Source organism: Micromonospora palomenae (assembly GCF_007829925.1).
GTDB classification, from domain to species: Bacteria; Actinomycetota; Actinomycetes; order Mycobacteriales; family Micromonosporaceae; genus Micromonospora; species Micromonospora purpureochromogenes.
The window spans coordinates 1,444,201-1,457,246 of record NZ_VIXA01000001.1; the positions used below are offsets into that span (position 1 = coordinate 1,444,201).

Consider the following 13,046-nt stretch of genomic DNA (forward strand, 5'->3'; position numbering starts at 1 on the left):
GGTCTCTTGGCCGTCGATGTCGAAGGCCACGAGCAGCGAGGGCCACTCTTCGACGCATCGCCGGACGTGGTCCCGCCCGGCGGCAGTCGGCGACCGGAACGCCGTGCTGGCCAGGACCGTCGTCGGATCACGCCATGGGTGCTCGCTGCCGGCGCTTCACCATTTCTTGCTCCCATGTCTCAGTCGGAAGAGTCCTTGGCCCAGGGGGCCATTTAGCCGGTCTGGCTTTCGACGTGGTCTTGGCAGGCAATCAAACCCGGTCGCCCACGCAGGTTCTGTTCTGTGCCGCGGAGCGCTCCGTGCTCATACGAGACATCGCTGTAGCTGTCCCAAGCCTTGTCGAGCTCCGCAGGCTGCGTCTCGTCATCTGGTTCAACTGCATAGCTGTGAGATGTCGCCCTGAGCAGCATCCACACAGCGTTGGCCACGTGGGCATAGTCGTCCGGCTCGATGCCGTCGAGATAGATTTTGATCGTTCGCCTGTTCAATGCTTCTCCCAGGTCCTCGGCTGGCCCCGTCAACAACCCGTCGAGCTGGCCCTCAGCCACGCGTGAACCAAGCTCGTCAGTGGAAGCCACAACACCTTCTGGCCCGTAGCTCATGGTGGTGTGGCCGCATGATTCTTTCACCGGCTCAGTAGCTCGCCGAGCGGCGCGACATGCACGGCGAGAGCTGATCCGCCTGCGAACCGGCGGCACGCCCCGCCGTGGTCGTGCCCGTCCGGCGCCGGCGCCACGGATCCGCGAGCCCCCGCTACATCGATGAACGCCCGGCCGAGGTCGAAGGCCGGCAGGTCCCCGGGCCCTGGGAGGGCCTGTCCATTGGGAAGGCGGGTAAGACCGCGGTGGCGGCCCTGGCCGAGCACACCTCCCGGTTCGTGGTCCTTCTCGCGCTGACCGGCCGGGACGCGCTGACCGTCGGGGACACGGTGATCGCGGCGGCCGTGAAGCTACCGCCGCAGATCGCGCGGTCGCTGATCTGGGACTGCGGCTCGGAGATGGCCGGACACGCGCGGATCACTGCGCTTGGCCTGAAACGCTCTCAGACGCGAAGCTATGTCGTCCGCTGAAGCATGTACCTGACCGTCGTCGGCGAGGAGTCCGTACTGGCGTCCGCTCCGCGGTAGATGCCTCTGTCCTCTGAGACATGGACGAGCTTCCATCCATCAGCGGCGAGCAAATCGAGCTGTTGGACGATCTCCTTTGCCGGTAGACCACACGACCAGGCGGTCGGCATACCGATGTCCACCTCCGACTCGCGTCCGTCCTCAACGAACCCCGCAGACCACGAGCGGACATTATTCACTGAAGCTTTGGTCTCCCACTGTCTGTATGCCTTATTCAGCTCTTCGTCGACCGGCGTCGGCTTTGGATGAAGCTTTGTGAAGGCTTCCTTGATTGCCTCGTCGACTCTCATTCGCTCGACCGTCTCACGCTGCCCGTTGGGAAGGGTGATGAATGAGACTTCCATCCGAGGACCTCCTCGGTACAGGCGCCCCTTCCCCTCGTCCACGCGGCTGCCGGCTCTCCAGCCTCGCAACTGAGACTCCCACTGCTCGAGCTCCGAGCGCAGGTGTTTACGTAGCACCTCAGACTCGTTCTTTTCCCACCACTCGCGCATGAACAAATCAGCTTGGCCAGTAGGCGCCTTCTTCACCTCGCCGTTGGGAAGCTCGACCGCTTTGTAATTGGCACGCGTAACGTAGAATATCGCGAATTTCGTCATCGGTTCAGCTCTCCTCGTCGCTCGGTGGGATGGTCATCGACGACTGCTGCTGCAGGAGAAGTAAGCCTGCCTCCGTATCGGCCTGCGCCCGCGCCTGCGCCTGCGCGGCCATAGCCGCGATCTGCTGCTGATAAAAGATGAAGCCGGGATCAACCATCGACGCCTCCTCCGTGATGCGTGCCGAGCCTCCGCACACCGCTCATCCTGAAACTCCCATCAGCGCGATGACAGGCCCGAAGGCCACGCCGACCGTCAGCAATGCGGCGAGCCAGCGGCGGGGTGCGAACGGGGGCGCCACCTGGATCAGTGCCCAGTCGACGGCGCCGACGACCAGCCCGTAGCCGAGCAGGCGGAACCGGTCCAGATCCGTGCCCGTTGTCAACAGTCCTCCGTAACCTCCGAGCGGCCACCGGCGGTCGAGGTAGAACCCGGCGGCGTAAGCCCCAAAAATGCCAAATTCGACTCATCGAGGCCCTGAATGTCCTCGCTGACCTCGTCCTGCCTACGGACCTCAGACGCATGCGCCTCGATCGCGTTGCCCGTAAGCTCCATGAGGGAGGACGTCGCGGCCTCGAGCCCGGGGTCGTCGATCTGCGACAAGAGGGCAGAACCGGCAGAACCGTTCATCGCACCGGCCACTGCCACAGCAGCAATCACCGCCGCGGCCTTCGCGGCATCGCCAACGGAAGAGGCCACTCAAGACCCTCTCTGGCTAAGATTGGAACTGGTTCAAGCATGGAGGGCAGAAGGAAGTACGAGCGCCGTCCGAACGGACCGGCCTTCGTAGCTGTTTTACCTATTCAAGCGGCGGGTTCTGCTGCACGAATCGAGGGACGAGGTGCCCAGGTAGGTACGGACGAACCGGTCTGTCGCATAATTTGTCGCGACTATCGACGGTCGTGATCATCTGCGCCGTGGTTCCGCGACTCCTGGAGGAAGTCTTTTCTAATTTGTCCAACCTGGTCGTCGACGTGGTTGAGCCATCAGCTGACTCAGACCGCTCGCGCGGGCGATCCCGTGCTCGCCGCGGGCGATGTCTATGCTGCGGTACGCCGTCAAGGAGGGGGCGGGTTCTAACGACGCCTGCGCGCAGGCGAACATACGTGAGAACCAACCGGCCGGCCCACACGATCGACACGTGGTGGCCGGCGGTTCTCGTCTCGCTGACCGAGGGGTCACCAACGCGGGGCGGTCACTGGGGCCCCACAGTCCGGCCCGATCCGCCTCGTCGCCACCCACCGGGCCAAAGACCTCAAGTGATGCCAAATCACTGGCCTGATCACCAGACGGCTCCCATTGCCGGCCGGCTGCAAGGACAAGACGCTACGACCACGGGACGCACGCCACTCAACTCAAGGAGATCATCTCGGTCAGCGGACTGGACCATCAGGGGCTTCCCCAATTGGCACAGCAGCGCATCACGGACATCCTCACCGTGTGTCGCGCTGTCCTCCGGCAACCGCCGTCGTCCCGGACGCGGGACTGTAAGACGAACGGCACCTTTCTGTGTCAAGTTCGTCGGCAACAGAGAGGTCTCCAACTTGTTTGGTCGTTGATGGAGATCGTGGTCTGCAGCCATGATCTTCGAGGTCGTGGTTGGGATCGCTCGAGTTACACCTGCCGCCTACGGGCTGGCTGCTGAACGGCCTGCGTCCCGGCCACGGCCGCCGGCGAGAGTGGCTCGAGAGAGGTCTGTTTAGCCCGAAGTTGGTCTGTCCTCCTCGCCGGAGCCAAGCACCCCCCATTTTCGGCTCTCATGAGGAGAACGCGTGACCTCCACCTCTACCCTGGCCTCTGCTCAGGTTGTCATCGCGATCGATCCGCACAAGGCGTCCTGGACCGCCGTCGCGGTAGACGCTCGGCTCCAGCCGCTGGCGTCGATCCGCGTTGCGGTCAACCGAGACGGCTACCGGCAGCTACGCCGCTTCTCCCGCCGCTGGCCGGACGCGGTCTGGGCGATCGAAGGTGCCGCTGGACTCGGCGCCCCGTTGACCACGCGGCTGGCCGTCGACGGCGTAGAGGCCGTCAACGTGCCCGCGAAACTTGCCCGCCGGGTCCGCCTACTGTCCGCCGGCCACGGTCGCAAGACTGACGAGGCGGATGCCTTGTCGGTGGGCATCGCCGTCTTGACCGCTACGCGGTTGAACACCGCCGTGATCGACGAGGCCATCGCGGCTCTGCGAGCGTTGACTGAGCACCGCGACGACCTGGTCCGCGCCCGGACCCAGACGGTCAACAGGATGCATGCCCTGCTCGCCCAGCTCGTTCCTCCGGTCTGCCGCGCCGGCTGACCGCGGATGCGGCGGCTGCCGCCCTGCGCAGCATCCGACCCCGCACAGTCCTCGCGCGGACGCTGCGGCAGCTCGCCGTCGAGCTGCTCAGTGAGCTACGCCGGCTGGACCGGCGCATCACCGATGCCACGGCCACGCTCAGTGCCGCGGTCGCGGCCAGCGGCACCACCCTGACACAGCTGCACGGCATCGGCGATGTTCTCGCCGCGAAGATCCTCGCGCGAACCGGTGCCGTAAACCGGTTCCGTTCGAGCTCGGCGTCTGCTTCGTTCTGCGGCGTTGCACCGATAGAAGTGTCGTCCGGTGACGTCCAGCGGCACCGGCTCTCGCGAGCCGGTGATCGTCAGCTGAACTATGCCCTCCACGTCATGGCCATTACCCAGACCCAGCGGCCGAGCCCCGGCAAGGAGTATTACCAGCGCAAACGCGCGGGCGGGAAGACCCACAAAGAAGCCATGCGCTGCCTCAAACGACGTCTCGCCGACGTCGTCTATCGCACCATGATCACGGACACGGAGACCTCTCTGTTGCCGACGACTTGACACAGAGAGGTGCCGTTCGTTTGACCCCGTCCCGCACCGCCGTATACCTGCGTCCCCGGCGGCATCTCGCGGGAGGACGCCCAGCAGACATCGCTCGTGGGCATCAGCACCACCTCAGCCAAGTTCCCGACCGCGCGCGAACGGGCATTTTTCCCAGCCCAGGCCATCGCAGGACGAACATGTTTGCCGGCGTTCTCACCGGGCGTATCGGTGCATATTCATGTCGGCTCCGGCTGAAAACTGACCACGGGGTTCCGGACGGTTCCAGGGACAAGATGGTCACTTTATACTTGGGGTGAGAGACCCTTCGCCCACCAACTGCGCGCGTCGGCCATTCTCGCTCCATGAATGGACTCGCACCAGCACTGCCGCTTCATCCGGGGCTGTCACCTCGAGTCCCAACCAATGCAAGCTGCATCTAGGATCGCGCTTAAGCGCATCGGACGATAGCTCACCCTGATCCAGCCACATTTCGCCATAGAAGGGAGCTGATCGAGCGTAGGCTGGTTTACCCTGCGTTCGGTCGGTTAGATGCACGTGAACCCGCTCGACTATCGGAACGCCGGATCGAGTCATCAAGGCTGCATCACCGTCAACCGACGTGATGAAGGCTCCCTTCCGCAGTGGAGATCGCTTCGGCCCGATGCCTGCTGAATCAACCCCCTCCCTTTGTCCTGTCGTCTCGTCACAGCTCTCCAGGCTGCCGCCTCGCTCTCTCTGAAGCGGCACGACCACCGCAGGCGTTGGCCGCCTGCGGTGCGGCAGGTTTGACAACGCGCGCTGAAGGGACGCCAGCCACCCGTCCGGAGCATGCTGCACCAGTACCGCTGCCCCACCCGCTGGCGCCTCAGGAGACTTGGTAGCACCGATCAGCATGTTGGCAAGCCGGCGGTCGGCGGTCATAAAGTAATCACAGTCAGGTAGGTTCGAGGCATGCGCGGCATCAGCAGGGTTGCCGGGACCCAGTTTGCCTGTGAGCTACAGGATCTCAAGCGTGCCACGCCACCATTGCCGGGACACCCGCCACGGCTGCATCTCAAAGAGAAAAAAACGATTGAAAGACGCCCGGTCAGAAACCATCGCTCGCACGTCGACATAAGCGCCAAGGAAGTCGGTGACTGTGGTGTCTTCGCCCCTCATTATAGCCACTCCAGTCTCCCGAATAAGCTGATACCACCAGACATCGCGAGTGTTTACACGCCACAGTAGCACCGGCGTATCTGGCGGCCAGCCGAGCTTCGCGCCCGGGTCGGGGTTTGGATGGTCCTCAGCTGTGACTGCCGACAAAGCTGCAACTCGGAAGTCCACCGGGGCGAATGGCCAGGACGCATTCGCAGCCTTGTTCGCCGCCTGAACACGCGCTATCTCTGCGGCCGTCTTATCGCCGAGCTCGGAAGCATTCTTCCGCGCTATGACCTCGTTGGTCTTCTGCACTGCTTCGCGCCAATATACCTTTGACCAGTAGTCACGGAAGCTGTGCAAGCGGTCAGTTTTTGGAATGGCTCGAAGCCATTCGGGCCTTAGGCGCCTGATCTCGGTTGTCAGTTGCTCAGCCTCGAGGTCGATTTCGCTAGGCAGCTTCTTCCACGCACGATGGCACATCAGCCGGACTGTCGCATCGCGCTTGGCCGCATCTGGAGTGTCGAGAACTTCTCGGAGCATAAGGGGAGGAACGACAACCTTGTGGCCAGCCTTTGCGAGCGTTGCGTCAAGCTTATCCGCAGCGGTCTCGGTGGCCAGGTACGACCACAGGTTGGTATCGAGCATGAGGATGGCCACACCCAAATTCTAGGCCCCGATCGCGCAGAAGTCAGCGAGGTCGTCGCGGGATCCCGCCTGAACGCCGAGCCGGCAATCACTTGACGACTTTCCGTCCGCAGGACGCTGCGCCGACTCGGACGTGCGGGAACGCATCGACATCGACAGTGCGCCGGCGCCACGCCGCTAATCAGTGGCGCAGCACGACGAGAGTCGGGCGACGGCGCACCGCCGCAGCTCGATCGTCCTCGCCAGGGCCGCTGCGGCGGTAGGGCCTCCTGGCCCGGGTACCGGTCCTCGGCGGGCATCCAACTCGTCGACACACGGCAAGCTCTACTGTTCGCCGAACGTACTCATTGCATGGCGGGGCGGGTTACGTCCACCGGCCCGTAGAAAATGTGAATGATGTGCGCTGGCGGTCGTCCGGATTCCTGGTGCCGTGCTCCGGTTCGGGCGGCGTGAGACCGAGGGCTGCGATCGACTCCAGCCGCTCAGGTTTGCTGAACATGATCTTGCCGAGGGAAGTCCATCGGTACGGGCTACACCAGTCGGCGCTCACCGTTAGTCCGTTGACGACCTGCGCCCGTCGGCCGTACCGCAGCACGCGGAAGAGCCCACGGGCAGGTGTCGGTGCATTGAGGAGCGTGAGCACAAGGTCCTCCGGCTGGATGACCAGACGGCCCCGAGCCGACACTGCCGCCGCCGTTTCCTCGATGACCTTCACGAACGACTCCGACAGCGCGCCAGCCATCGGGTGCGGCCGCCGCGCCTCCCAGGCGCGGATCGGCCCGAGCGTCGCGTCGCGCAGCAGATCGACGGGAAGCACGTCTGCGGCAAAGAGGTTCTGCATGGTTGCGGCAACGGTGCCGTTCCACGCATCTTCGTCGTTGTCGCTCATCCACTCGGCCGCCACGTCTAGCGTGGTGACGATCTTGGGCCGGATCATCTCGTAGATCGACCCGGCCTCCTCGATGAACCGGACCGCTTCCGCAGACAGCGTGATCGCAGGTTGCGGCCCTGCCACGGTAGCGCTGGCGGCGCGAGGCGCTCGGCGGGCCGGGGGCTCGTCGGAGATATAGAGGTGACCGAGTGGCGCGTAACCGGCCCACCACAGCGGCGCGGCATCGCCGTCGCCGTCGCGCCACGCGGCGAGAGCCTTGCGCTGGAAGTCTAGGAGGTGGCAGGCGAGCGTCGTGGTGCGCCCGGGGTCGGCGGCCTGCTGTACGAGATGCGCGTCGAGCCGGTGGTTGTCGAAGACCGGGAAGAGCGATACAACGACAGCGCTTGCGCCGGCCCACAGCGCGGCCGGCCCGACGGACAACCACTCACCGCCTGCGGCCGTCGAGGCACCTGCGGAGTCGCAGGTGGAAAGCACTACCTCGCTGGGGATGGGGAACGCGGGATCCATGGCCGAGTCGGTGAGCAAATCCTGGGCGGAGAGTGTCGCGTCGCCGGCCTCCTCGGGCGTCGAGGTGAGCAGGAGGCTGCTCTGGGCGGACAGGCCGACCGGCGCGCGACTGCAGTGGCATGCGAAGAACGCGGCGCGATCGGAACCGAGGGCCCGCAGCGCGTCGGAGAGGTTCTGTCGGGTGGCGGCCGGCGAGGTGCCGTCCCACGGCCCGGTGAGGACCGTTGCGGTGGCGGGGATGTCGGATTTCAGCTTTTGGGCGGCGGTCAGCGGTGCCTTCTGGCCACGGACGGACGTCTCGCCGCCCGTGGGATCGAGGACGGCGACACCAAGGCCCGTGGTGCGCGGTGATCTGCGGGTCAGCACGCGGTCCAGAAGGGATACCGACGGTGCGAGCGTCCAGTCGGCCACCTCGACAACCCGTCGGTCGTCGTCGGCGACGTGTAGCAGGCCCCACGGCACATGCGCCAGTTCGGCCGGCGGTGCGATCACAAGGCAGGGCCGGCTACCCGGCGCTCCGGTTCGCAGGTGCTCGCGCAGCCGTGTCGGGAGGAGCGCGTCGCTCACCTGGCGGATCAAGTCTCTCTCCGCTGTCCATGTCGTACTCAGCGGTCCCTGGGCGGCACGGCGGGTGCTGATTACGGGGGCCTCCCTCGGCCGGGCGATCGGCAGGGCGTCGTGGAGCAATCGAAGCGCCGCGCGGGCGGGCGCGTTCGCATCGAACGGTATCCACCCGCCGAAACCGTCGCCGGCCGGCTCGCTCACGCCCCAGTACAGCCGGTCGCCGGAAACCCACAACCCAAACCAGGTGGCTGAGCCGGACGCGATCTTCTCGCCCGTCTCACGGATGCTGATCACCTGCCGGTCCACGGCGGTGAGGCGTCCGAGCGTGGTGCGCGGGCTTGGGCCGAGCGACACGGCGGTCGCTGTCGCCAGCGGTAGCTCACCCGCTGCGTACTCGTTGTCAGCCGTGGTACCGGGCAGCGCCTGCAGGCGCAGCGACTCGATGATCTCAAGCAGCGCGCCGTGGTCCCGCATAGCGGTTGCCTCGAGCAGCACGGCCGCCGCGTCGCCCGTAGCGCGGGTCCAGGAGTGGCGGTGTGCTTGCGAGCGGAGAAGATAGCGAGACCGGTGGAGCGCGACCAGCGCGCGGGAGCTGTACCACTCGGCCACATCCGGCCGGCCCTCCTGCAGCGCGGCCTGGCTGAGTACCAATGCTGCCCGTGCCCCGCCCAGCAGGTCACCACCGGCGAGGGCGGCGCGACCTGCGGATCGGGAATGGCGGAAACCGATCTTGTCCTCGATCAGGTCGGTGTCCCCCTTGGCCATCCGTAGCTGAGCCTGCCGGACGAGCGGAGCCGACAGTTCGATCTCCGCCTCTACAAGGCGGTGGACGTTGCTGATTACCACGCTGGTCGCACTTGCTGGGAGGAGATACTCGGACTCGATCGCCTCGGTGGCCTCGTCGGCTGCCGTTTCGGCGCCGCCGAAGTCTCCGGCCGCCTCCTTGGCAGCCGACAACGCCAGCCAGTACGTGGTAGTGAGGCGCCGGGAGCGGCGGAAGTCTCCCGCTCTCCCGGCTGCCTCAAGCATCCGGGTGGCCTCCGCGGCCTTCCCCGCCCGGACAAGGTTTTCACTTCGAAGAATCGTCGCGCGGGCCTTCAGGAACGGGTCCACGCCCGTCGTCGACTCGACCGCCTCTAAGTGTGTGACGGACTCCTCGGACCGTCCAATTTGCCCGAGCACGACGGCCTGCTGGAACCTGGCAGCCGGCGTGACCGCAGACTTGAGCTCCGGATACTCTCGCGCGAGTCGTTCTGCCCTGATCGCAGTATCGAGTGCCTCTTGGAGATCGCCTTGCGCCTCGAGCGCCGCGGAGCACCGCACCGTCGCGGTCGCCAGCAAATCTATCGGCGGATCGGACTCCACCGCACGCCGGTACCAGACGAGTGCCTCCTGCGGATTGAAGCGCTGCAGGAGCCGGTCACCTCGACGGATCAGCCGGATCGTTCTTGGATGGCGCATCGCCTGCCAGCGCCGCAGTCTCGGTTGCGGCGCCTCGATCCGGCCGGTGCGAAGCGACATCTGCACAAGCCGCAAAAGCAGGTGCAGGACCGGGCCTAGCAGGACGAGTTCCCAGTGAAGGAAGTAGAGCGCAGCGCCGGCCAGCAGCAACCAGAGCAGCTTGCGCTTCGCGAAGAGCCTCCACGAGACCAAAACGATGATCGTCCAGGCAGCGATGTAGAGCCACACAGCGGGAACCGTACCCCGCGCTGAAACCCACCGGAGCACCCCGAAAGGTCCGAAGACTCCAACTCGCGTCTATCGGAAAAGGCCTCTCAGCACGCTGAGGCCGGCTTGATTGCGATGAGGTCGGCCAACGCGACGGTGTGCACTGACCCGTTCCGGGCCACCACCGTGACCGTTTCGGCGGTGCCATCGCGAAGGCGTCCACAATAGGTCGCCGACGAGGACTGCACTTCGACGAGCTGGCCGCCGGCGGCGGACGCCGCCGCGAATCCGGCGACCGCTGCCACGATCAGCAGCAAGATGCCGCACAGGCAGCCTGCGCGCGCCTTCCGCAGGGCGCGCACGCCAGCCCGCGCTTGCGCGGACTCCCACGCGCGCAGCCGTTCCCCAGTCATGGCCGTCGCGGAGTCGGGCAGGCCGAACGCACCCCGCATCGCCTCCGAGGTGCCATACAGCAGGACCAGTAGGCCGGCGAAGGCCAGCGCGCCGACGAGCAGGCGCCAGCCGCTGGTCAGTTGGTCGGCCAAGTTCGGCGCAGCGATCACCGAGCTGACCGAGAGCAGTGTCGTCAGTGCACCCAAACCGACGCGCCACTGCTGCGCCGTCGCCCGTACGTGCTCCAGCTCCTGGAACTGCAGGTTGTTTGCCCGCTGCGCCCACCGCTTGTCATCGATACTGAGGCGGCGCTGCAGCCGAGGCGACGTACTCACAGCTCGGCCTCGAACAACCAGTAGGCGCCACAACTGTTGTCGCCGTCAGGGCGGTTCGGGTGCGGATGGCCGCACGCGCAGAACATCGTGAACTCCTCGATATCGCCGCGCAGGGCTGGCGTGCCAGGTATCAGCTTCGGCACATCGGTCGACGTCAGGTGCTCGCAGCGTGGACAGCGACCGATGAACCGAATCAGGAGGTCGTCCTCCTCCCGGGAAAACTCGGCCTTCCAAGATGAGTCGGTTACTTCCGCCCATTCGATATTTTCCTGCATGTCACACCAGGTACCACCTTCGCGCAACGCTGAGCAAGCCGTACGCAGACGGTTGGATCGGTAGGGGAATCACCGCGCGTACGGTGGTCTGCTAGCTGCTCAGCCTCACGGTCCATGCGTTCTCACCTGCCGCCGACCGTGCGTGTTTGAGATCGAATCGCCGGGACGGAATGCAGCAAGGTGTCGAACCGCCTGGATAGGCAGTCACGAGCAGCTGTACGACCGCGACCTTCGACGGCGACGTCAGATGTACTGGTTCCGGGCCCTGGCCGACGGCGAGGGGGTCAGCCTCCAGGAAGCGGTGACAGGAGCCGCATTGCGCGGGCGCGAAGTCGGCTCCAGCGCCGGCGGGGCTGTAGTAGGTGGCAGTGGCCGTGGCGCCCGCCGGCGACTGGGGGCGGGCAGTTCGAGCCGGTGAGGCAGCCCCGACTGACACGTCCTCGGCGTGCATGACAGGCCGATCATGGTAACGGGCCGCCCGGGCGCCACCAGCCGTGCAACAGGCGCGGCGGATGGAGCGCGCGTCCGCTGGCTCCGCCTTCGACCTCGCTGACCTTCAGGCGACTAGGCGCAGCCAGCGGACGGTCGTGTCGGGGCTTTTGGGGTGGGTGGTTTCCCAACGGCGCTGTAGCGCATCGACCAGGTTGGTGATCATTGGTTCGGTGACGTGGCTGTAGATGCCTCTTACGCCGGCGAGGCGGTGTCCGAGGCGGCGGGCTTGTGCGATTTCGGGGATGCCGTCTTCGATGAGCCATGTCTTGTGGGTGTGGCGGAGGTCGTGGAAGTGCATGCCGGGCAGGATCGGCGGGATACCTTGCTTGGAATCGCCCGCGACGGCTGGGGTCCAGGCGCGGCGGTTGAAGTTGGAGCGGCGTTGGTGGTAGCCGCGGGCGCCGGGGAAGACGGTGTTGTGGGGGTGTTCGGCGAGGTGGGTGGCGAGGAGGTTGGTGAGGAAGCGGGGTAGCCGGATGTGGCGGACGGAGTCGTTGGTCTTGGGTGGGCCGAGGTAGAGCTTGCCTTCCACTTCGTGCAGGGCGCCGACGTCGGGGTGGACGTAGATGCTGCCGAGGGTGAGGTCGACGTTGTCTCGGTGCAGGCCGGCGATCTCGCCCCAGCGCATGCCGGTGTAGGCGGCGGTGAGGATCATCAGGCCGTCGGATGGTCGGGCTTGGCGGGCGACGATGGCGGCGACCTGTTCGGCGGTGGCGTGAGGGCGTTCGGCGCGGATGCCTTTCGGGATGCGGATTCCTCGGCAGGGGTTGAAGGGAAGCCGTCGGTCTTCGACCGCTTCTTGCAGGATCATCGACAGGACCATGATCACGTCGGTGACGGACCGAGGTGACAGGCGTTTGCCGAGGACGACGGCGAGGGTCTTGATGTGCTGGCGACGAATGTCGACCAGGGGCAGCGAGCCGAGGGTGGGCAGGATGTGCAGCCGCAGGTGGCTGCGGTAGGCGGCCCAGGTGGCGGGAGACGCCTGGTGGGTTGACTCCCAGATGGGCACCCACTCTGCGAGGGGGATGCGTCCGCCGCGGGGGTCGATGAAGGTGTCGCGGGCGACTTCGACGTCGATTTCTTTGGCGCGGATGACGGCGTCGGCGCGCACGTCGTGGACCGAGTCGGTGGTGACGGTGCCGTCGGGCATGCGGAGGCGGACGCGGAACGTGGTGCCGCGTTTTTCCACCCAGGCCATGGGGTTACTCCGTTCGGTGCGGGTGCGATGCGTCGGTGATGGACGCGTGACTTTCGGCGCGGGGCAAGTCGGTGGTGGTCGGCGGTCGCCGGCGTCGCCGGTTGGGGCGGCGCCCGGTGGCCGGTTCTGCGGCGGCGGCGATGATGGCGGCGAGGTCGGCGGCGGAGAAGCGCAGGTGTTTGCCGAGGAAGGTGCAGGGGATTTGGCGGCGGCCGGCGCGGCGGCGAAGCCAGGATTCCGAGACGCGCAGCAGCGCGGCGGCCTCGGCGGGGGTGTACAGGCGAGGGTCCGGGTCGTCGTAATGGGCGGCTCGGTGGTTGGGCGCCGGGGTGGCGGGCGGCATCTGGCGTCGGGCTCGGGGCGAGTTGGCAGGCAACGGTGGGCTCCCGGGGGT

Annotated in this window: 13 protein-coding genes and 2 pseudogenes; 4 read left to right on the forward strand and 11 right to left on the reverse strand. The window is 66.1% G+C overall.

Going from position 1 to position 13,046, the window contains the following annotated elements:
* Positions 1–212: 212 nt before the first annotated feature.
* Complete coding sequence (locus FHX75_RS06500) at positions 213–602, reverse strand: hypothetical protein (protein WP_154937113.1); 390 nt, start codon at positions 600–602, stop codon at positions 213–215.
* Positions 603–666: 64 nt separating this feature from the next.
* Here FHX75_RS06500 and FHX75_RS06505 point away from each other — a divergent pair.
* Positions 667–1,033, forward strand: a pseudogene (locus FHX75_RS06505) (transposase); the annotation flags it as partial.
* A 20-nt stretch (positions 1,034–1,053) separates the two neighbouring features.
* Here FHX75_RS06505 and FHX75_RS06510 read toward each other — a convergent pair.
* Genes FHX75_RS06510 through FHX75_RS06520 form a run of 4 tightly spaced genes read right to left on the reverse strand, consistent with a single transcriptional unit; the run spans position 1,054 to position 2,421 of the window.
* Positions 1,054–1,725 (reverse strand): hypothetical protein, encoded by a 672-nt coding sequence (locus FHX75_RS06510; RefSeq protein WP_154937115.1) that lies wholly within the window; start codon positions 1,723–1,725, stop codon positions 1,054–1,056.
* A gap of 4 nt (positions 1,726–1,729) precedes the next feature.
* Positions 1,730–1,882, reverse strand: coding sequence for a hypothetical protein (locus FHX75_RS30605; RefSeq protein WP_170285299.1), 153 nt, complete (start codon positions 1,880–1,882; stop codon positions 1,730–1,732).
* A gap of 42 nt (positions 1,883–1,924) precedes the next feature.
* Complete coding sequence (locus FHX75_RS06515; RefSeq protein WP_154937116.1) at positions 1,925–2,107, reverse strand: hypothetical protein; 183 nt, start codon at positions 2,105–2,107, stop codon at positions 1,925–1,927.
* Positions 2,104–2,421 carry a hypothetical protein gene (locus FHX75_RS06520; protein ID WP_154937117.1) on the reverse strand — a complete coding sequence of 106 codons (318 nt, stop codon included), beginning with the start codon at positions 2,419–2,421 and terminating at the stop codon, positions 2,104–2,106. Before FHX75_RS06520 ends, FHX75_RS06515 begins: the two co-directional genes overlap by 4 nt.
* A gap of 1,073 nt (positions 2,422–3,494) precedes the next feature.
* On the opposite strand from FHX75_RS06520, the gene FHX75_RS31120 reads away from it, so the two are divergent.
* From FHX75_RS31120 to FHX75_RS31475, 3 genes and pseudogenes are all read left to right on the forward strand, one after another.
* Positions 3,495–4,016 (forward strand): IS110 family transposase, encoded by a 522-nt coding sequence (locus FHX75_RS31120; RefSeq protein WP_211364350.1) that lies wholly within the window; start codon positions 3,495–3,497, stop codon positions 4,014–4,016.
* Positions 4,017–4,228: 212 nt separating this feature from the next.
* A pseudogene (locus tag FHX75_RS32190) lies at positions 4,229–4,375 on the forward strand (transposase); the annotation flags it as partial.
* 9 nt (positions 4,376–4,384) lie between these two features.
* Entirely contained in the window at positions 4,385–4,558 is a 174-nt protein-coding gene (locus tag FHX75_RS31475) for a hypothetical protein (RefSeq protein WP_246157727.1), read from the forward strand.
* A 978-nt stretch (positions 4,559–5,536) separates the two neighbouring features.
* On the opposite strand, the gene FHX75_RS06535 is transcribed toward FHX75_RS31475, so the two are convergent.
* From FHX75_RS06535 to FHX75_RS06560, 6 genes are all read right to left on the reverse strand, one after another.
* A complete protein-coding gene (locus FHX75_RS06535) occupies positions 5,537–6,337 on the reverse strand; it encodes a hypothetical protein (RefSeq protein WP_154937119.1) in 801 nt (266 codons plus the stop codon).
* Positions 6,338–6,689: 352 nt separating this feature from the next.
* Positions 6,690–9,977: a CHAT domain-containing protein gene (locus FHX75_RS06540; protein ID WP_154937120.1), complete on the reverse strand. Its 3,288-nt coding sequence runs from the start codon at positions 9,975–9,977 to the stop codon at positions 6,690–6,692.
* An 86-nt stretch (positions 9,978–10,063) separates the two neighbouring features.
* Positions 10,064–10,684: a hypothetical protein gene (locus FHX75_RS06545; protein ID WP_154937121.1), complete on the reverse strand. Its 621-nt coding sequence runs from the start codon at positions 10,682–10,684 to the stop codon at positions 10,064–10,066.
* Complete coding sequence (locus tag FHX75_RS06550; RefSeq protein WP_154937122.1) at positions 10,681–10,959, reverse strand: hypothetical protein; 279 nt, start codon at positions 10,957–10,959, stop codon at positions 10,681–10,683. Before FHX75_RS06550 ends, FHX75_RS06545 begins: the two co-directional genes overlap by 4 nt.
* 556 nt (positions 10,960–11,515) lie before the next feature.
* Positions 11,516–12,652 carry a tyrosine-type recombinase/integrase gene (locus FHX75_RS06555; protein WP_154937123.1) on the reverse strand — a complete coding sequence of 379 codons (1,137 nt, stop codon included), beginning with the start codon at positions 12,650–12,652 and terminating at the stop codon, positions 11,516–11,518.
* A gap of 4 nt (positions 12,653–12,656) precedes the next feature.
* Positions 12,657–12,995 carry a helix-turn-helix domain-containing protein gene (locus FHX75_RS06560; RefSeq protein WP_154937124.1) on the reverse strand — a complete coding sequence of 113 codons (339 nt, stop codon included), beginning with the start codon at positions 12,993–12,995 and terminating at the stop codon, positions 12,657–12,659.
* Between the last annotated feature and the right edge of the window lie 51 nt (positions 12,996–13,046).

Coding starts and splice junctions, on each gene's coding strand:
- FHX75_RS06510 (WP_154937115.1), bottom strand. CDS start 1,725: ATGACGAAATTCGCGATATTCTACGTTACGCGTGCCAATTACAAAGCG.
- FHX75_RS31475 (WP_246157727.1), top strand. CDS start 4,385: ATGGCCATTACCCAGACCCAGCGGCCGAGCCCCGGCAAGGAGTATTAC.
- FHX75_RS06500 (WP_154937113.1), bottom strand. CDS start 602: ATGAGCTACGGGCCAGAAGGTGTTGTGGCTTCCACTGACGAGCTTGGT.
- FHX75_RS30605 (WP_170285299.1), bottom strand. CDS start 1,882: ATGGTTGATCCCGGCTTCATCTTTTATCAGCAGCAGATCGCGGCTATG.
- FHX75_RS06560 (WP_154937124.1), bottom strand. CDS start 12,995: ATGCCGCCCGCCACCCCGGCGCCCAACCACCGAGCCGCCCATTACGAC.
- FHX75_RS06555 (WP_154937123.1), bottom strand. CDS start 12,652: ATGGCCTGGGTGGAAAAACGCGGCACCACGTTCCGCGTCCGCCTCCGC.
- FHX75_RS06550 (WP_154937122.1), bottom strand. CDS start 10,959: ATGCAGGAAAATATCGAATGGGCGGAAGTAACCGACTCATCTTGGAAG.